Origin of the sequence: Burkholderia arboris, assembly GCF_902499125.1 — a bacterium.
GTDB lineage: Bacteria > Pseudomonadota > Gammaproteobacteria > Burkholderiales > Burkholderiaceae > Burkholderia > Burkholderia arboris.
Genome location: NZ_CABVPX010000008.1, coordinates 139,961 through 159,789, shown reverse-complemented (window position 1 = coordinate 159,789; position 19,829 = coordinate 139,961). Strand labels below are relative to the sequence as shown.

The following is a 19,829-nucleotide window of genomic DNA, read 5'->3' as shown; positions in this document are numbered from 1 at the left end:
CGGCATGAATCAGTCGACCATCGACGAAGCCGACACCTGCGTGCGGCCTTGCGTATCCGCCACCGCATCGCGCATGCGGATCGCCGCCTGCATCCCGGACAGCTTCAGTTCGGTTTCCTGATATTCGTTGACCGGCTCGGAATCGCCGACGATGCCGCAGCCCGCGAACAGCCTGCACGCGCCACCCTCGACCAGCGCCGAGCGCAGCGCGACGATGAAGTCGCCGTTGCCGTGCGCGTCGATCCAGCCGATCGGTGCCGCATACCAGCCGCGGTCGAAGCCTTCATGCTTGCGGATGTGCTCGAGCGCCGGTGCGCGCGGATGGCCGGCCACGGCAGGCGTCGGATGCAGCGCCGCGACGACCTGCAGCAGCGTCGCGTCGGCATTCAGCGTCGCGCGGATCGGCGTGCTCAGGTGCTGAAGCTTCGGCAGCCGGTGCAGCGACGGCTGCCTGGGCACGTCGAGCGTGCGCGACAGCGGCGCCAGCGCGGCCCGGATCGCGTCGACGACGAGCGCGTGTTCGAGCCGCTCCTTCGCGGAATCCATCAGCGCCGCGCCGAGTGCGCGATCGTCGTCGGGCGTGGCGCCGCGCCGGATCGTTCCGGCGAGCGCATGCGTGCGCACGTCGCCGGCCGCGACACGCGCGAGCCGTTCCGGCGTGGCACCGATGAAACACGCGCCTTCGCGACGAACCGCGAACAGGTGGGCATGTGCGTCGCGCCGCCGGAGCCGGCGCAGCAGCGGTGCGATCGCGACGGGCCGCGCGTACTGTTCGAGCACGTCGCGCGCGAGTACGACCTTGCCGAACGCGCCGCTGTGGATCGTGTCCACCGCGCGCCGGACTTCGTGCTGCCATTCGCTCGCCTGGAGCGCCTGCGTGTGCAGCAGGTGCGGCGCGTCGTCTTCCGCGACAGGCGCAAGCGCGCCGAGCGACTCGATGCGCGCCAGGCACGCATGCGCGAGCGCGGCCGGATCGTCGTGAGCGGCGACGACGTGCTGGCAGACGGCCCAGTGTGCGTCGCCTTCGCGCACGATCAGCAGCCGGGCCAGCGTCATGGCGGCATCGGGAAACGGCGCCCAGTGCGCGCTGCGCGGGCCGTGCGAATCGAACCGGAAGCCGCCGACGAGGCGCGGCGGCTGCGGGCCGGCCGTGATCGCGTCGCGAACGAGCGTGCGCCAGCGCGCATCGATCTGCGCGAAGCGCGTGCCGCCCGTGGCGCTCAGTTCGAGTGCGCGGTCCCAGCCGAACAGCGTGACGGACGCATCGCCGGCCTCGTGGAAGAACCACGGCGTGACGCCGTCGTCCCAGGCGGCGATCAGGTCGAAGAAATCGAGCGGCCGCAGCGGCACCGATACCGATGCGAGCGTCGGCTCGCCGGTGGCGGCCGCGCGGCCGGCCGCCCGCGCAAAGGTGTCGTGCAGCAGCGGAAGGCCGGCGTTCATGCGAGCCCCCGCTGCTGCCGCCAGTATTGCGTCTGCTGCGCGATGTACCACGCGATGAGCTGGGCGAACAGCGTTTCGACGTAATCGGCGTCGAGGCCGGCCTGCTCGGCCCAGCGGCGCCGGTCGGGCAGCATCGCGGCCACCCGCTCGGGCGCGGCGATGCTCGCTTCGTCGGGCTTGAAGCGCGACGCGGCCTTCACGTACTGCATGCGCCGGCCGAGCGCGTCGATGATGTCGGCGTCCAGGCGATCGATGGCTTCGCGAATGTCGGGAAGCCCCGTGCAGGCGTCCGGTGTTTTCATGTGTACTCCTTTCCGTAACGAAGGGATTGGTCGATCCGTTCGACCAGATGCGCGATCACCGCCGGGTATTGGTGTCGCAGGTAGAAGTGGTCGCCGTTGAACGTCTCGATGCGGATCCGGCGCGACGCGACGTCCTGCCACGCGTGCGCCTCGTCGTTGTCGAGCTCGGTGTCGGCGAGCGGCAGCATCACGCCGAGCGGCGCGTCGATGCGCGGCGGCCGGTCGCGTCGATACGTTTCGATCGCGCGGTAGTCGTGGCGGATCATCGGCAGGTAGATCGCGCGCATTTCCGGGTCGGCGAGCAGCGCGGCGTGTTCGCCGGACAGCCGGGCGACATCGCCGACGAGCGCGTCGTCGGATTGCAGGTGCAGGTCCGACAGGCGCTGGCGATGCGGCGGCGGCAGCGCGGACACGGCCACGTAGAGCGGCGCGGCGCCGCGCGCTTCGAGCCGCACCGCGACTTCGTACGCGAGCGCCGCGCCGAGGCTGTGCCCGAACAGCACGAGCGGCGCGTGCGCATAGCGTTGCAGCGCGTCGGCGGCGGGGCCGGCGAGCGCTTCGATCGATTGCAGGCACGGCTCGCCGAAGCGCTCCTCGCGGCCCGGATACTGCAGCGCGAGCAGATCGACATCCCACGGCAGCGCCCGGCTCCAGTTGCGAAAGAAATTCGCGGTGCCGCCCGCGTGCGGAAAGCACACGAGCTGCGCACGCGCGCACGGCGACAGCCGCAATTCGCGGATCCAGTTCGAATCGGTCGGGTGTACGGTCATGCGGCTGCCGCCTCCAACTGGCGGCGCAGCAGGTCGCGCAGCGATTTCTTGCTGGTCTTGCCGATGCCGGTTTCCGGGAAGCGCGGCATGAACTCGATGCGATCGGGAATCTTGAAGGCCGCGAGCCCGCAGTCGCGCAGGTAGCGTTTCAGCGTCAGCCTGGTCGGTGCGGGCGCGCGTGCCACGACGAAGGCGCAGGTCCGCTCGCCGAGCATCGGGTCGGGCATCGCGACGACCGCCGCGTCGTGCACCTGCGGATGCGCGAGCAACAGGTTCTCCACTTCCTCGGCCGACACCTTCTCGCCGCCGCGGTTGATCTGGTCCTTGTCGCGGCCTTCGACGACGAGATCGCCGTCCGCGGTGCGCCGCACGCGGTCGCCGCTGCGGTAGAAACCGTCGGCCGTGAACGCGGCCGCATCGTGGTCGGCGAGCCGGTAGTAGCCGCGTATCGTGTACGGGCCGCGCACCTGCAGTTCGCCGATTTCGCCGGGCGCAACCGGTGCGCCGGCGTCGTCGACGATGCGCACTTCGTCACCGTCCGAGACGGGGCGGCCCTGCGTGTGCGCGATGCGCTCGGGCGTATCGTCGAGCCGCGTGCAGCAGATGAGCCCTTCGGCCATGCCGAACACCTGCTGCAGCCGACAGCCGAGCACGGGCGTCACGCGTTCCGCCGCATGGTCCATCAGCCGTGCGCCGCCGACCTGCAGCACGCGCAGGCTCGACAGGTCGGCCTGCCGTTGCGGCTGCTCGTCGAGCCACAGCAGCGCGAGCGGCGGCACGAGCGCGGTATGCGTGACGCGCTCCTGCGCAATCAGCGCGAAGCTCTGGTCGGGCTCCGGCCGCGCGGTCGTGACGACCCGGCCGCCCGCGAGCAACGCGCCGATCGTGCCGGGGCAGCACAGCGTGAAGTTGTGCGCCATCGGCAGCGCGGCGAGATACACGGTGCCGGCATCGAAACCGCTCGCGGCGCTGCATGCGCGCACGTTGTACAGGTATTCGCGATGGCGGCGCGGAATCAGCTTCGGCGTGCCGGTCGTGCCGCCCGACAGCTGGAAGCACGCGATGTCGTCGGCGTGCGCCGCGCATTCGTGCACGGGCGGCGCGTCGTACAGCGCGTCGAACGGCGTGAACGGATGATCGTCGCCGGCCATCACGATGTGCTCGAGCGCCGGGCAGTCGGCCTGCAATGCGGCCGCGAGCGGCCGGCAGTCGAAATCGCCGAGCTGCGACGCGCACAGGTACGCACGTGCGCCGGCGAAGCGGCAGAACGCGCCGATCTCGTAGTGCCGGTGCGCGGGCAGCGCGAGCACCGGCCGCACGCCGAGCTGGAACAGCGCGAAGCACGTTTCGATGAAGCGCGCGCCGTTGGGCAACTGGACGACGACCGCGTCGCCGCGCGCGAGGCCGAGGCGCGCGAGGCCGCCCGCAAGACGGCGAATGCGGTCCAGCAGGTCGCGATAGCCGAGCCGGCAGGCGCCGTCGACGATGGCGAGCGCGTCGGGATGGCGCCGCGCGCATGCATCGAGCGCGTCGAAGAACGTCGTGTCCTGCCAGTAGCCGGCGTCGCGATAGCGGCGCGCGAAGTCGTCCGGCCAGTCGGGCGCGTCGGCCGGCACGGCCGCCGCCAGGGAGGAAGGGGAGGATTGCATGCGCTGACCTTGGGTTCCGGCAAGTTGTCAAAAAATGTAAATGAGAGGTATTATCATTTGGAACAGGTGCTGCGATAGCGCCGTTTCTTTTGATATCGCGGCAATTTCATTCGATCGGGGCGCCGTCGCGCGGCGCCCGCCCGGTCCGGCCGGACAATCGGCCGGTTGCCGCCGGCGCGCGCCGGTCCGCGCGTGCCGCCTAACCCACGGACCCACCGATGAGATCGACCACCTTCGCTTCGTCACGACGTCACCCGCCGGTGCTCGTGCCCGGCAACCACCCGGGCGTGGTGCACATCGACGCGGGCATGAAACTCATGAGCGGCACGCTGTGCTCGGACAGCCGCGACTGGTACGAGGAGCCGCTCGAAAAAGGGCTGAAGCTCGTCCTCGTGCAGAGCGGGCAGCTGCGCTGCCGCGTGCCGGGCCAGCCCGAGCAGTGCATCAAGGGGCCGGGCCTGTGCGTGATCGCCAACGACGGCGAATTCACGACGCACCAGATCTACGACCGCGACGTGCCGCTGCGCTACACGATCGTGCAGCTCGGCCTCGACGCGCTCGACCGCAACCTGAGCCTGCTGCCGGAGAAGATGCTTGCGCCGACGGGCGGCGATCCGCGCATCGTCAGTTGCCCGGCGTCGAAGGCGCTGCAGGCGCTCGCCGTGCAGATCGCCACCTGCCCGTTCGAGGGCGCGGTGCGCGAGTACTACCTGAAGGCGAAGGCATTCGAGCTGACCGCGCTGAGCGCGCAGTTGCTGGCGACGCAGCGGCAGTTCGCGCCGGCCGACGTGCGCGTCACGTCGTCGGACGTCGAGCGCGTGTATGCGGCGAGCGACATCCTGACGCGCGAGCTCCAGCAGCCGCCGACGCTCGATGCGCTCGCGGGCCGGGTCGGGATGAATTCGCGCAAGCTGACGGCCGGGTTCCGCAAGGTGTTCGGCACGAGCGTGTATGCGTACCTGCAGGAATACCGGCTGCGGACCGCGCACGCGATGCTGTGCGCGGAGGACGCGAACGTGTCGACCGTCGCGTACCGCGTCGGCTACAGCCCCGCGCATTTTTCGATCGCATTCCGCAAGCGCTACGGTATTTCGCCGAGCGATATCCGCGTGTCGCCCAACGCGATCGACAACGAGGAATGGGCGGACGCGGCGATCTAAAACAACTGACCGGCAGCCTAAAGGAATCGACCGGGCTCATGGGTGTGAATGAGATAGATTCTCATTTGCAGGTGGCCGCCACTGTGCGGACCCGCCGTCGAACGACCCATACAAGGCGTGCCCATGAGCCAGACCGCTGTCGATTCCAGTACCGACCATTCCGATCCTTCCTGTTGTTCTCCCACTGACTTTCGCTCGCAGCTCGTCGCGTTGATCGCGGCGCTGCTCGACGAATCCGTCGATGAAGTCGCGTCGCTCGACGATGACGAGGACCTGCTGAGCTGCGGCCTCGATTCGATCCGGCTGATGTATCTGCAGACGCGCGTGAGCCGGCTCGGCTACGCGCTGACGTTCGATGCGCTCGCGCGCAAGCCGACGCTCGGCGCGTGGGTCGCGTTGCTGGCGAGCGCGCCACGTATCGCGCACGCGGCCCCCGACGCCACGGCTGCGGATGTCGACGTGCATGCGCCGTTCGATCTGTCCGCGGTGCAGCAGGCGTACTGGCTCGGCCGCGGTGATGGCGAAGTGCTCGGTAACGTGAGCTGTCACGCATTTCTCGAATTCCGCAGCCACGCAATCGATCCCGTTCGTCTCGACGCGGCATGCCGGCAAGTGCGCGAGCGTCATCCGATGCTGCGCGCACGTTTCGACGGCGGCCGTCAGCAGATCCTCGCCGAACCGGATGCGCCGGTGTTCGCGCATGCGGACTGGCGTGGCAAGACTGCCGCCGATGCGGAAACCGAATGGGCGTCGCTGCGCGCGTTCCGGTCGCACGAATGTCTCGACGTCGAGCACGCGCAAGTCTTCATGATGGGGCTCGCGCAGATGCCTGGCGGCGAGGATCGCGTGTGGCTGAGCGTCGACCTGCTCGCGGCCGACGTGGACAGCGTCCGGCTGCTGATGCAGGAGATCGGCGTCGCGTATGCCGCGCCGTCGACGTTGCCCGATGCGCCGTCGACGTGGTTCCCGGCCTGGCTCGCGCGTCGCGCGGCCGATACGCGCGATGCGCGGGCCGCGGCGCGCGATGCCTGGCAGGCACGGCTCGCGACGCTACCGGAAGGGCCGGCGCTGCCGCTTGCCCGTGCGCCGGAAACGCTTCGCGCGCCGCGTTTCAGCCGCGTCACGCATACGCTGGGCACGGACGAGCTGGCACGTCTGCAGGCGCGGGCAGCGCAGCATGGCGTCACGCTGTCGTCGGTGTTCGGTGCGGCGTTCGCGGCGGTGCTCGCGCGCTGGAGCGGCCGGCACGCATTCCTGCTCAACGTGCCGCTGTTCGACCGGCACGGCGACGCGCCCGATCTGGGCCGCGTGATCGCCGATTTCACGACACTGCTGCTCGTCGAATGCGACGTGCAAGCCGACGCGAGCGCGGCCGACGCGGTGCGCGCATTCCAGCAGCGGCTGCACGGCGCGATCGCGCACGCCGCGTATCCGGCGCTCGACGTGCTGCGCGACGCGCGTCGGCAGGGCACGCCGCGCGCGGCGCCCGTCGTGTTCTCGTGCAATCTCGGCGACGCGCCGTTCGTGCCCGATGCGTTCGCGAACGTGTTCGGCGGGCTGCACGACATGATTTCGCAGACGCCCCAAGTGTGGCTCGATCATCAGCTCTATCGCGTGCCGGACGGCGCGCTGCTCGCATGGGACAGCGTGGACGGCCTGTTTCCGGACGGGATGGTCGATGCGATGTTCGGCGCGTATGTCGCGCTCGTGCAGGCGCTGTGCGATCGCGACTGGCGGCTGCCGGTCGCGGTCGAGCTGCCGTCCGCGCAGCGTCGTGTCCGCGACACGCTCAACGCATTGCCCGCGCCGGGCCGCGCACGCACGCTGCAGCACGACTTCTTCGCGTTGGCCGCACGCGAGCCGGCCGCTGTCGCGTTGCGATGCGGCGAGCATGTCGTGACGCGCGGCGAACTGGCCACGCGGGCGCTCGCGATCGCCGGCGGCTTGCGCGCGGCGGGGATCGGGCACGGCGATGCCGTCGAGATCAGTCTGCCGCGCGGGCCTGCACAGGTCGCCGCCGTGTTCGGCGTACTGGCTGCGGGCGCATGCTACGTGCCGCTCGACATCGCGCAACCGGTCGCGCGCAAGGCGTTGATCGAGCGTGCGGCGGGCGTGAAGGTCGCGATCGGCGACACGGCGCGCGCGGATGCGCCAGTGCCGCATCTCGGCATTGCGGCGCTGATGCGGCATGCGCCGCTGGCCGCGCCGCTTGCGGTCGCGCCGCAGGCGACGGCCTACGTGATCTACACGTCCGGTTCGACGGGCGTGCCGAAGGGCGTCGAGATGACGCACGCGGCGGCGATCAACACGATCGATGCGATCGATGCGCTGCTCCGCGTGAACGCGGACGACCGGCTGCTCGCGGTGTCGGCGCTCGACTTCGACCTGTCGGTCTACGACCTGTTCGGCGCACTGGGCGCCGGCGCCGAACTCGTGCTGCCGACGCAGGACGAAGCACGCGACGCCGCGCGCTGGATCGAACTGATCGAGCAGCACCGCGTGACGCTGTGGAATTCGGCGCCCGCGTTGCTGGAAATGGCGCTGGCCGTGCCGGCTATGCGCGACACGTGCCGCAGCGTGCGCGCGGCGCTGCTGTCCGGCGACTGGATCGCACTCGACCTGCCGGCGCGCCTGCGCGAACGCTGTGGCGATGCGTGCGCGTTCCATGCGCTCGGCGGCGCGACCGAGGCCGGCATCTGGTCGAACGTGCAGACGGTGCGCGACGTGCCGTCGCACTGGCGTTCGATTCCGTATGGCCGGCCGTTGCCGGGGCAGGCGTATCGCGTCGTCGATGCCGACGGCCGCGATGTGCCCGACTACGTGCCGGGTGAACTGCTGATCGGCGGCGACAGTCTCGCGCGCGGCTACCGGAACGATCCCGAACTGACCGCGCAGCGCTTCGTGCAGCACGCGTCGGGCCGCTGGTACCGTACCGGCGATCGCGGCCGCTACTGGCCGGACGGGACCCTCGAATTCCTGGGGCGCGAGGATCGGCAGGTGAAGGTGCGGGGGCACCGGATCGAACTCGGCGAGATCGAGGCGGCGCTGGCCGCGCATCCGCAGATCGACGGTGCGTGCGCGGGCGTCGTCAATGGCGACGCCGCGCGCATCGTCGCGGCGTTCGTGCCGGCCGATCGCGCAGCGGACACGGTGCCGTCATCGCTCGCGGATGCCGGCATGGCCGATACGATGCCCGCGGAAGCGGCCGTTGCGCGTGCCGTCGCCGACCGGCTGCTCGACGGCGACGCGGGCCTGCCGCCTTCGCTGCGCGCGTATTGGCGCGGCAAGGGCGACGTATCGATCGCCATCGACGGCGCGCTCGACCTGCTCGACTGGTATGCGACCGATCTCGACGATCTGACGGCATCGCTGCGCGCGCTTGCCGTCGATCCGGACACCGCCGCGCAGCGCGTGTCGCTCGATCCGCACGTGGCGCCCCTTGCGTTCGCGACGCGCTTGCCGGACGGCGCCCGGGCGCTGCGCGAGATTGCCGGTGCGCTGGAGGCGCAGGCCGCTGCGCGCACGGGCGTGTTGCGGGTCGCGGTGCTCGACGCCCGCGCCGGGCAATGGTTCGACGCGGGCCTCGACGTGCTTGACGATCCGCGCTTCGACGTGACGCTGTTCGACGTGTCGCCGGGTCTGCTGCACACCGCCCAGGCACGCTTCACGCGAACGAGGCCCGCGCTCCAGTCGATGCAGGACGGCTTGCTGCCCGCGCGTCATCTCGGCGAATTCGATTGCGTGATCAGTTTCGCGGCCGCGCACCTGCGCGACGATCCGCGCGATACGTTCAGGATCGCGGCTGCGCTGCTGGCGCAGGATGGCCGCCTGCTGCTCGCCGACGTGCTGCGCGATTCGCCGCTGCGCGAACTCGTCGCGAGCGTGACGGCCGACGCGTCGCTGCCGAGGCCGTTCGCGGACGAAGCGATCGCCGCGGCGGCACATGCGTGCGGCTTTGCGCTCGACGCGCGGAGCTGGCGCTCGACCGCATTCGCGTGCATCGATGCGCGTCGCATCGGCGAGCCGGTCGTACAGGCGGCGCTGGCCGGGTGGCTGCGCGACCGGTTGCCCGACGCGATGCGTCCCGATGCGCTGTGGTGCGTGCCGCGCTGGCCGCTCAACGCGAACGGCAAGATCGATCGCCGGGCAGTCGGGGATGCGCTGGCGCGAGCGCTCGGCGATGCGCCGGCCGCGCACGACGCGTTCGTACCGGCTGACGAACGGCAAGCGACGCTGCTCGCGTGCTGGGAGCACGCACTCGGCCGCCCGGCAAACGCGCGTGACGCGACGTTCTTCGCGCTCGGTGGCGACAGCCTGCTCGCGACGCGCCTGCTCGCGCAGCTGCGCGAGCGGCTCGGCGTGCGGATCGGGATGGCCGCGTTCTACCGGCAGCCGACGCTCGCCGGTCTGGCCGCGCAGATTGACGACCTGGCGTCGGCCACGCAAGCCGCTGGCGATGCATCGGTCGCGACGATCGAGGAGGGTGTGCTGTGAGCTTCGACGACGTGCTCGATCTCTGTCGCGAACGACAGATCGAACTGTGGTGCGACGACGGCGGCCAGTTGCGCTATCGCGCACCGGCCGGCGCGCTCGATGCGGATCTCGCCGCGCGCATCAAGGCCGAACGCGATGCGTTCGTCCGCTTCCTGCAGGAAGGCGCGTGGCGCAGCGATCCGGCACGCCAGCATGAACGGTTCGCGCTGACGCCGGTACAGGCCGCATACGTGCTCGGCCGGCACGAATCGTTCGAGTTCGGCGGCAGCGCATGCCATCTGTACGTCGAATACGACGAACGGAAGGATCTCGACTGCGTGCGCTTCGAAGCCGCGTGGAATGCGTGCGTGGCGCGCCATCCGATGCTGCGCGCGATCGTCGAGGACAACGCATGGCAACGCGTGCTGCCCGACGTGCCGTGGCAGCGGCTCACCGTGCACGACCTGCGCGAGGCCGGTGCGAATGCATTCGACGCCCACGTGAGCCGCGTGCGCGCGCGGCTCGACCATGCGGTGCACGCGCTCGATCGCTGGCCGGTGCTGCAGCCGGAAGTGAGCCTCGGGCCGGATGGCGCGGTGTTGCACCTGTCCGTCGATTTCACGCTGATCGACTACGCGAGCCTGCAATTGCTGCTCGCCGAATGGCGGCGCCGCTACGACGATCCGCAGTGGCGGCCCGCGCCGCTCGACGCGACGTTTCGCGACTATGTCGTTCATGAAGCACAGGCCGGCATGCGTGCCGACCATGCACGCGACAAGGCGTGGTGGCTTGCCCGTATCGACGATCTGCCCGCGCGTCCCGATCTGCCGGTGCTGCCAGCGCTGCGAACCGGCGCGCGGTCGCGCTTCACGCATCGGCATGCACGGCTCGATCGCGCGCAATGGGCTTCGCTGAGCGGTCAAGCGAGCCGCTTCGGCCTGAGTGCGGCGAGCGTTGCGCTGGCCGCGTTCGCCGAGATCGTCGGCCGCTGGAGCCAGTCGCCGGCCTTCTGCCTGAACCTGACCGTGCTGAACCGCCCGCCCGTGCATCCGCGCATCGACGCGGTGCTCGGCGATTTCACCGCGCTGAGCCTGCTCGCCGTCGACGCGACGCACGGGCGCGATTTCGTCGAGCGTGCCCGCACGATCGGCGCGCGGATGTTCGACGATCTCGACCATCGCGCGTTCACCGGCGTCGACGTGATGCGCGAACTCGCGCGGCGGCGCGGCAAGGATGCGGCGTTGATGCCGGTGGTGTTCACGAGCGGCATCGGCAGCGTCGGCCGCCTGCTCGGCGAGCAGGCGGTGCGCGCGGAACCGCCGCGCTGCATGATCAGCCAGACGCCGCAGGTGTGGCTCGACTGCCAGGTGACCGACCAGTTCGGCGGGCTGGAAATCGGCTGGGACGTGCGCGACGACCTGTTTCCGGACGGCATGCCGTCCGCGATGTTCGACGCGTACGTCGCGCTGCTGGGCCGGCTTGCCGACGATGCCGAATGGTGGTCGCACGCTGGCGATCTCGTGCTGCCGTCCGCCGCGCCGGCCGCCGGCGTGCATCCCGAAGCGGACACGCATATCGCGGCCGGGTTTGCCGCGCAGGCGTTGCGTACGCCCGATGCGCCGGTCGTGATCGATGCGCAGGGCGCACGCACGTTCCGGGATGTCGCGCAACACGCGGCGGCGCTGCGTACCGCACTCGAACTGGCCGGCGTCGGCGTGGGCGATACGGTTGCGGTGCTGATGCCGAAGTGCGCGCACCAGCTCGCGGCCGTGCTCGCGATCGTCCAGGCGGGCGCCGCCTACGTGCCGGTCGACAGCCGCCAGCCGGCGCTGCGGCAACACGCGATCCTGCGCAATGCGCGGGTGCGTGCGGTCGTGAGCGTCCAGGCGCTGGACTTCGAACATGAAGGGTGCGCACGCATCGATATCGATGCGTTGCCGCCCGATCCGCAATGGCCGCCGCGCGCCGCGCGCGATATCGACGGCGACGCGCTGGCTTACGTGATCTACACGTCGGGCTCCACCGGCGAACCGAAGGGCGTGATGCTGAGCCACGCGGCCGTGTGCAACACGCTCGCCGACATCAGCGCGCGTCATGCGGTCGGCGCGGGCGACGTGGTGCTGGGCCTTGCCGAGCTGAGCTTCGACCTGTCGGTCTACGATTTCTTCGGCGCGACCGCGCGCGGCGCATGCATCGTGCTGCCCGATCCGGCGCGCGGCAACGATCCGTCGCACTGGGCCGAGCTGATGGTGCGCCATGTCGTGACGCTGTGGAACTCGGTGCCCGCACAGGGGCAAATGCTGATCGACTACCTCGAAGGCGAACCGGCGCTCGACGTGCCGGCCCCGCGCCGCGTGCTGTGGTCGGGCGACTGGATTCCGGTGACGCTGCCGGCCCGCTGGTGGCGCCGCTGGCCCGACTGCGCGCTGTTCAGCCTCGGTGGCGCGACCGAGGCGTCGATCTGGTCGATCGAGCATCCGATCCGGGTGGAGGACACACGGCTCGCGAGCATTCCGTACGGCCGCGCGCTGACCGGGCAGACGATGGAAGTGCTCGACGCACTCGGCCGGCCGTGCCCGCCCGGCGTGCGCGGCGAGATCCATATCGGCGGCGTCGGGCTCGCGACGGGCTACGCGAACGATCCCGCGCGAACGGCCGAACGCTTCATTCGTCATGCAGACGGACGGCGGCTGTACCGCACCGGCGATCTGGGGCGCGTGCGGTCCGACGGCGCGCTCGAATTCCTCGGGCGGCAGGACGATCAGGTGAAGATCCGCGGCTACCGGATCGAGCTGGCCGAGATCGATGCGGCGCTGACCGCGCATCCGCTCGTCGGCGCGGCCGCGACGATCGTGCTCGGCGAAGGCGCAGAGCGCCGTCTCGCGAGCTTCGTGGCGCTGCACGGCGGTGAGCCGGCTGTGTCCGCGCAGGACGATGCGCTGCACGAAGTCACGACGCACGTGCGTGCCGGGTTCGACGCCGTGCGCTGGCCCGCACAGGCGGACGTGTCGCGCTCGGTCGCGCAGCTCGAAACGGCCTGCGTTGCATCGTTGGCCGCGTGGATCGTGCCGGCGGGCGGCTTGACGGCCGACGACGCGACCGGTTTCGCGACGCTGTGCGAGCGGCTGCGTGTGCCGCCCGCCCGCCAGCATCTGCTGCGCCACTGGCTTGCGATGCTCGATGCGCACGGCGTGCTGAACGCGGACGCCGAAGGCGGCTGGCGCATGCGGCCTGACGCCAGCCTCGCCGACGCGTCCGCATGCTGGGACGCATTCGCGCAGCATGCGTCACCCGATCTGTGGCCGGCCGTGCTCGTCGATTATTTCCGCGACAGCGCGGGATGCCTCGAGGCGCAGGTGGACGGCAGCGTATCGCCGGCCGGCCTGATGTTCCCGGAAGGCGCGTCGCATATCGCCGAAGCGATGTACAGCGACGGCGAACACGCCCGCGCGCTGCATCGCGGGATGGCGCAGGCCGTACGTGCAGTCGTCGCGCGCGAGCCGCAGCGTACGTGGCGCATCCTCGAAATCGGCGCGGGAACCGCCGCCGCGACGCGTGCGATCGTCGCTGCGCTCGCGCCGCTGGTCGAAGCCGGTACGCGCATCGACTATCTGTTCAGCGACGTGTCGAGCTACTTCCTCGCGGCTGCGCGTGAACGCTTTGCCGGGTATCCGTGGATGCGGTTCGTGCGCTTCGACATGAATGCGCCGTTCGACGCGCAGGGCATTGCGCCGCATTCGGTCGACATGGCGATCAGCTCCGGCGCGCTGAACAACGCGCGCGACACGGTCGCGCTGATCGCCGGCATGCGTGCGCTCTCGGCGGCCGATGCGTGGTGGGTGATCCAGGAGCTGACGGCCGAGCATCCGGAGATCAGCATCAGCCAGGGGCTGATGATGGAGACGCCGGACGACGCGCGGGCCACGGCGGCGCGACTGTTCGTGCCGCACGCGCAATGGCTCGAATGGCTGCAGGCGGAGGCGGGCGATCTGGCGCTCGGCTGCGTCGCGCCCGGCACGCCGCTCGCCGCGCTCGGCTACGACATCCTGCTCGCGCACGTGAAGCGCGGCGCGGCACGCATCGCGCCCGATACGCTGCTGTCGTTCGTGGCCGAGCGCGTGCCGGGCTACATGGTGCCGACGCAACTGCGCGTGCTCGAACGCCTGCCCGTGACCGCGAACGGCAAGATCGACCGCCGTACGCTGGCCGGCATCGCCGATATCCGCGAACCGGAGCCGGCGGTGGCCCGGCCGGTGCCGACACAGGCTGCCGATCCGCTGCTGGCACGTCTGACCGGATTGTGGGAAACCGTGCTCGATACGCGCAACGTCACGCCGGATCAGGACTTCTTCGCCGCGGGCGGCGATTCGCTGCTGATCGCACAGCTCGTGTCGCGGCTGCGCGGCGAGGAGCCGCTCGCACAGGCGCATCCGTTCGACCGGCTGCTGCGCTGGGTGCTCGCGCAGCCGACGCCGGCCGCGTTCGCGCAGTGCCTGCGCGATGCGGGCGAACCGCCGCTGGGCGCGACGTCGGCGGCCGCACCTGCCACGCCGCGCGCGATGCATGCATCGACGGTCGTCCATGCGCCGGCGCCGCGCGTGCGCGCCGACGTGCGGCCGATTCCGCTCGCGCCGGGCGCCGGCGTGCCGCGCGTGATCGTGCACGAAGGGCTCGGCACCGTGCATGCCTATCGTCCGGTGATGCCCGCGCTTGCGCGTCTCGGCCCGGTGCTCGGCTTCGCGGTGCGCGATGCGCAGGACTATCTCGACCTGCCGGCGCGCCACCTGAACGCGACGCTTGGCCGGCGCTACGCGGATGCGCTGTGGCGCAGCGGCGTGCGCGAGGTCGACGTGCTCGGCTACTGCTCGGGCGGGCTGGTCGCGCTGGAAATGGCGAAGTCGCTGGTGCAGCTCGGCGTCGCGGTGCGCACGCTCGACATCGTATCGAGCTACCGGATTCCCTACCTGATCGAGGATGAACGGCTCGTGCTGTTCAACTTCGCGGCGACGCTCGGGTTGCCGCTCGACGCGCTCGGTTTTCCGGAAACGTATGTGCTGGCCGACGCGCTTGCCGATGCACTGAAGGCCGATTCCGCGCGGCTCGCGCCCGGCAGCCTGCAGGCGCAGCTGGAAATCTTCGGCGATCGCTGCGAACCGCTTGACGGGCTGCGCCGCCGCGTGTTGCGCGCCGCGGCCGGCCTGTCGATGCAGGACGAGGTCGCGCATCCGCTGCTCGACGAGCGCGAACGGCTGTACCGGCTCTTCATGCATTCGGTGCAGGCATGTCATTGGGCCGGCGATGCGCCGTATGCGGGCGCGCTGCGGCTGTTCGTGCCGGAGCGTTGCAATCCGCTGATTCCGCAGCAGCGCGCGGCGCTCACCGAGTACTGGGCGGCGCAGGCGCTCGGCGGCATCACGGCCGTCGATATCCCCGGCGGTCATTTCGACTGCCTGAACGCCGCGTTTGTCGACACCCGCCTGAAGGAGGCACGATGAAGGTCCATCCGCTGCCGGTCGTCGTGGCCGGTTCCCGTTTCGGTCAGTTCTATGCGGCGGGCCTCGCGGCGTCCGGTTCATATCACGTCGCCGGCATTCTCGGTCGGGGCAGCGCGCGCACGGCCGCATTGGCGGCGCGTGTCGGTGCGCCCGTATTCGAGCGCGTCGATGCGTTGCCGGACGACGTGCGCGTGGCATGCGTTGCAGTCGGCGGCGCGGCGCGCGGGGCGGAAGGCGCTGCGCTCGCGTGCCGGCTGCTCGAACGCGGGATCGACGTCGTGATCGAGCATCCGTTGCTGCCCGACGAATGGGACTCCGTGCTGCGCACCGCATCGCGTCACGGCCGCCGTTGCCTGCTGAACAGCTTCTACCCGAACCTGCCGGTCGTCGCGCGCTTCATCGCGGTCGCACGCCGGTTGTGCGAGACGAGCGCGCCCGTGCATGCGGATGTCGTGTGCTCGGTGCAGGCGAGCTACGCAGCGCTCGACGTGCTCGCGGCGGCCTTGCAGGGCGTCGGGCCGTGGTCGGTCGAGCCGGTCGGGCCGGCGCTGTCGTCGATGCGCGAATGCGCGATGGTGCTGGCCGAAACGCCGGTGTCGCTGCGCGTGCACAACGAGATGGCGGCGGCCGACGACGGCCGGATGAGCGTGCTGTTCGGCATCACGCTGACGACGGACGCCGGTACGTGGACGCTCGCGTCGCCGCACGGTCCGCTATGGTGGGCGCCCGCGCTACGCGAGCCGGCGACGGACGAGGACGGGCTGTTCCCGATTTTCGGCAATCCGGCAGGCGACGACCTGCCGAGCATCCAGATCTGCGACGACGCACAGGACACGTGGGGCGAGATTCATGCGCGCTGCTGGCCGCAGGCGGCCGTGCGCGCGGTCGACCGGCTCGTGTCCGGCGAGGGGCTGCACGCGAGCAACCAGCGCAGCATCGACGTGACGCGCGTCTGGCAGCAGCTGACCGCGCAACTCGGTTTTCCGGCACAGCCGCCGGGCGACGCGTGCGCCGCGACGCTCGGCATGCTGCTGGAGCGTGCCGCATGAAAGGACCGTTGCTTTCGATGTTGCGGCCGTTCGCGGGTCTGCTCGCCACGGCGGTGGTGCTGCAGGCGCTGGCCGGCATCGCGTCGCTCGTGCCGTGGCTCGCGCTTGCTCGGCTCGCCGATGCATGGCGCGTGTCGCCTCGGCTCGACGCAGCGTCGCTCGGCTGGCTCATCGCGGCCGTGGCGGCCGGCGTGTGCTGGCTGGGCGGCCAGACGGCCGCGCTGCACCTGACGCACCGCGTCGACGCCGATCTCTGCGATCGCCTGCGCAAGCGCCTCGCCGATCATCTGCAGCGTTTGCCGCTCGGCTGGTTCGCCCGCGCGGGCGGCGACCGCATCGCACGTCATGTCGACCAGGACGTGCGCGCGCTGCACCAGCTCGTCGCGCATGCGCCGGCCGATATCACGCAGCTCGTCGTCGTGCCGTGCGCGGCGCTGGCGTGCCTGCTTGACCTGAATCCCGCGCTGCTCGCGTTCGCGCTCGTGCCGCTCGCCGGCGGCGCCGCGCTGTTCCGCTGGATGCGCTCGGCGCGGTTCGCGCCGGCCGTCGCGTCACGCAACGCAGCGCTCGAACAATTGATGGGCGACTACGCGCAGCTCGCGCAGAACCCGGCGCTCGTGCGGCAGTATCCGGGCGCGGGCATCGAGGCGGCCGCGCTGGCGTCGACCGGGCGCTTCGAACAGGCGTTTTCGGCGTGGGTCGGCCGCGTCGGCGGCCCCGGCGCATGCACGCAAGTGCTGCTCGGCACGCCGTTCCTGCTCGCGTGGGTCGTGTTCGGCGCGACGTGGCTCACGGCCGGGCAGTTGCCGGTCGGCGAACTGTGCGCGTTTGCACTGCTGATCTGGGCGGTCGCGGCGCCGGTGCGCGCGCTCGGCCACGGTGCCGATGCGTTGCGCGAGGCACGCGCCGCTGCTGCACGCCTCGATGCGTTGCTCGCGCAGCCGGGCCTGCCCGAGCCTGTCGAAGGCGCGGCACAGGTGCCGCGCGATGCGTCGGTCGAGCTGCGCGGCGTGCATGTCGACATCGACGGCACGCCGATCCTGCACGACATCGACGCGACGATCGCGGCCGGCTCGACCACCGCGATCGTCGGACCGTCGGGCGCGGGCAAGAGCACGCTGCTGATGCTGCTCGCGCGCTTCATGGATCCGGACCGCGGCACGGTGCGGATCGGCGGCGCCGATCTGCGGCTGCTCGCGGCGGAGCGGCGGCGTGAACAGGTCGCGATGGTATTCCAGCAAGCCACCGCACTCGACGTGTCGATCGCGGCGAACATCGCGCTTTACCGGCCCGATGCCGATCGCGATGCGATTCGCGCCGCTGCGCGCGCGGCCTGCCTCGACGAACGCATCGACGCGTTGCCGGGCGGCTACGACTGCCTATGCGGGCGCGACGTGCGCCTGTCCGGCGGAGAACTGCAGCGGCTGTCGATTGCTCGCGCGCTGCTGTCGCCTGCACCGTTGCTGCTGCTCGACGAACCGGCATCGGCGCTCGATCCGCAAACCGGGCGGGCATTGCGCCACGCGCTGCGCAGCGACGCGCGCACGCGCGTGATCGTCAGCCACGAGCTCGACGCGATCCGGCACGCCGACCAGATTCTCGTGATGGAGCGCGGCCGGATCGTCGAGCGCGGCACGCATGCGGCGCTGCTGGCCGCACGCGGGCTGTATGCGCGGCTATGGCGCGAACGCGGTGCCGCAGGCGGGGAGGCCGCATGATGACGAAATCGCTCAAACGTTTGCAATGCCTGCCGCGCGACACGCGCCGCGCGCTGTGGCGCGGTGCCGGCTGGGCAGTGGCCGCTGCGTTGCTCGACGGCGCCTGCGGGTTGCTGCTCGTGCCGCTGATCCGCGCATGGTTCGCCGGCGCGCACGCGGCCGCGTTGCACTGGACCGTCGCGCTCGGCGCGCTGACGCCGTGCCACGCGGTCGTGCTGTACGTCGCGCAACGCGGCGGCTATCGCGCGGGCGGCGCACTGGCGACCGGTCTCGTCGATCGCCTCGTGCGGCACCTGCCGCGCCTCGCGTCGTGGCAGACCGTGCGCGACAGTCATCCGGCCGGGCTGCTGCGCGGGCCCGTCATGCAGGCGATGGGCATTCCCGCCCACCTGCTCGGGCCGCTGATCGGCGCGGTGGTGACGCCGCTCGCGGTCGTCGCGGGGCTCGCGTGGCTCGACTGGCGCATCGCGCTGTGCCTCGCGGCCGCAGCCGTGCTGCTGTTTGCGCTGCTGGAGCGCGGCGGCGCGCGCACGCTCGCGTCCGAACAGGCGCGTGCGGCCGGCGATCGCGACATGGCCGTGCAGCTTCAGACGTTCGCCGCGCATCAGGGGCTGCTGCGCTTCGCGGGCCGGGAAGGCGACGCGCGCGCGGCGCTGCAGCGCGCGTTCGACGAACAGCATCGCCGCACGCGTGCGCTGATGCGGCGCTCGCTGCCGATCGAGCTGGGTTTCGCGGGCGCGGTGCAAGCTGTGTTCGTCGCGATGCTGGCCGGCGGCACGTGGGCCGTCGCGGCCGGCCGGCTCGATGCGGCGACGGCCGTTGCGGTGCTCGTGCTGCTCGTGCGCTTCATCGAGCCGCTCGCCCAGCTCACGCAGCTCGACCAGGCGCTGCGCGGCGGCTGGCGCGCGCTCGACACGGTGCTCGCGGTGCTGCACGCGCCGCGCTTCGACAGCCCCGAGCGCGGCACGCCGGTGCACGATGCGAGCGTCGACGCGGTGCGCGTCGGCTATCGCTCGGCCGGCGGAACGACGCTGCTCGACGGGATCGACCTGCACTGCCCGGCGGGCGGCTTCGTCGCGATCGTCGGCCCCACGGGGGCGGGCAAGAGCACACTGCTCGGCCTGCTCGCGCGGCTCGACGATCCGAGTACCGGGCGCGTGCTGCTCGGCCGCTCCGACGTGCGGCACCTGAGCGAAGCGACGCTCGCCGCGACGCGCAACCTCGTGTTCCAGGACAACGGGCTGTTTCGCGGCAGCCTGGCGTGGAACGTGCGGATGGGGCGGCCGGACGCAACCGATGCCGAGCTGCGTGCTGTGCTGGACGCGGTCGGCCTGCTGCGCGACGCCGAGCGGCTGCCGGACGGCCTCGACACCGACGTGGGGCCGGGCGGCCAGTTGCTGTCGGGCGGGCAGCGGCAGCGGGCCTGCCTCGCGCGTGCGCTGCTGGCGCGGGCGCCGGTGCTGATGTTCGACGAGCCGACCGCGAGCCTCGACGAACTGAGCGCGCGGCGTGTGCGCGACAGTCTCGTCGCGTTGCGCGGGCAGCGCACGCGCATCGTCGTCACGCACCAGCCGGCGCTCGCGGCGGCGGCCGACACGATCGTCGTGCTCGATGGGGGCCGCGTGCGGGCGACCGGCACGCATGCGCAGCTCGTGGAAGCGGATGGGTGGTACGCGGCCTTCGCCCGCGCGGGACACCCGCATGACGCGGCGTCACCGGCTGGCGCCGGTGCGGACGAAGCAACCCGCCCGGCCGAATCCGAACACTGAC

10 protein-coding genes are annotated in these 19,829 nt (G+C 71.2%); 6 read left to right on the top strand and 4 right to left on the bottom strand.

What is annotated here, in order from left to right; translation table 11 throughout:
- Positions 1 to 9: 9 nt before the first annotated feature.
- Genes BLA15945_RS12445 through BLA15945_RS12430 form a run of 4 tightly spaced genes read right to left on the bottom strand, consistent with a single transcriptional unit; the run spans position 10 to position 4,164 of the window.
- Positions 10 to 1,443 carry an isochorismate synthase gene (locus BLA15945_RS12445; protein WP_174992486.1) on the bottom strand — a complete coding sequence of 478 codons (1,434 nt, stop codon included), beginning with the start codon at positions 1,441 to 1,443 and terminating at the stop codon, positions 10 to 12.
- Positions 1,440 to 1,745 carry an isochorismate lyase gene (locus tag BLA15945_RS12440; protein WP_006484772.1) on the bottom strand — a complete coding sequence of 102 codons (306 nt, stop codon included), beginning with the start codon at positions 1,743 to 1,745 and terminating at the stop codon, positions 1,440 to 1,442. The genes BLA15945_RS12445 and BLA15945_RS12440 overlap by 4 nt, the downstream gene beginning before the upstream one ends.
- Positions 1,742 to 2,515 carry a thioesterase II family protein gene (locus BLA15945_RS12435; protein ID WP_059239398.1) on the bottom strand — a complete coding sequence of 258 codons (774 nt, stop codon included), beginning with the start codon at positions 2,513 to 2,515 and terminating at the stop codon, positions 1,742 to 1,744. The genes BLA15945_RS12440 and BLA15945_RS12435 overlap by 4 nt, the downstream gene beginning before the upstream one ends.
- Positions 2,512 to 4,164, bottom strand: coding sequence for a (2,3-dihydroxybenzoyl)adenylate synthase (locus BLA15945_RS12430; RefSeq protein ID WP_174992485.1), 1,653 nt, complete (start codon positions 4,162 to 4,164; stop codon positions 2,512 to 2,514). The genes BLA15945_RS12435 and BLA15945_RS12430 overlap by 4 nt, the downstream gene beginning before the upstream one ends.
- Positions 4,165 to 4,382: 218 nt before the next feature.
- Between BLA15945_RS12430 and BLA15945_RS12425 the strand changes: the two genes are divergently transcribed.
- The 6 genes from BLA15945_RS12425 to BLA15945_RS12400 all read left to right on the top strand — a co-directional run bounded on the left by BLA15945_RS12425 (position 4,383) and on the right by BLA15945_RS12400 (position 19,828).
- Entirely contained in the window at positions 4,383 to 5,324 is a 942-nt protein-coding gene (locus BLA15945_RS12425) for a helix-turn-helix transcriptional regulator (RefSeq protein WP_059239402.1), read from the top strand.
- Between the two features lie 123 nt (positions 5,325 to 5,447).
- Positions 5,448 to 9,818 carry a non-ribosomal peptide synthetase gene (locus BLA15945_RS12420; protein WP_174992484.1) on the top strand — a complete coding sequence of 1,457 codons (4,371 nt, stop codon included), beginning with the start codon at positions 5,448 to 5,450 and terminating at the stop codon, positions 9,816 to 9,818.
- A complete protein-coding gene (locus BLA15945_RS12415; RefSeq protein WP_174992483.1) occupies positions 9,815 to 15,292 on the top strand; it encodes a non-ribosomal peptide synthetase in 5,478 nt (1,825 codons plus the stop codon). The genes BLA15945_RS12420 and BLA15945_RS12415 overlap by 4 nt, the downstream gene beginning before the upstream one ends.
- Positions 15,289 to 16,341 (top strand): Gfo/Idh/MocA family oxidoreductase, encoded by a 1,053-nt coding sequence (locus tag BLA15945_RS12410; RefSeq protein ID WP_174992482.1) that lies wholly within the window; start codon positions 15,289 to 15,291, stop codon positions 16,339 to 16,341. The genes BLA15945_RS12415 and BLA15945_RS12410 overlap by 4 nt, the downstream gene beginning before the upstream one ends.
- Positions 16,338 to 18,059, top strand: a complete 1,722-nt coding sequence (locus tag BLA15945_RS12405) for an ABC transporter ATP-binding protein (protein ID WP_174992481.1) — start codon at positions 16,338 to 16,340, stop codon at positions 18,057 to 18,059. Before BLA15945_RS12410 ends, BLA15945_RS12405 begins: the two co-directional genes overlap by 4 nt.
- The gene (locus tag BLA15945_RS12400) at positions 18,059 to 19,828 is read left to right on the top strand and encodes an ABC transporter ATP-binding protein (RefSeq protein ID WP_174992540.1); all 1,770 of its coding nucleotides are present in this window, start codon (positions 18,059 to 18,061) and stop codon (positions 19,826 to 19,828) included. The genes BLA15945_RS12405 and BLA15945_RS12400 overlap by 1 nt, the downstream gene beginning before the upstream one ends.
- Position 19,829: the final 1 nt, after the last annotated feature.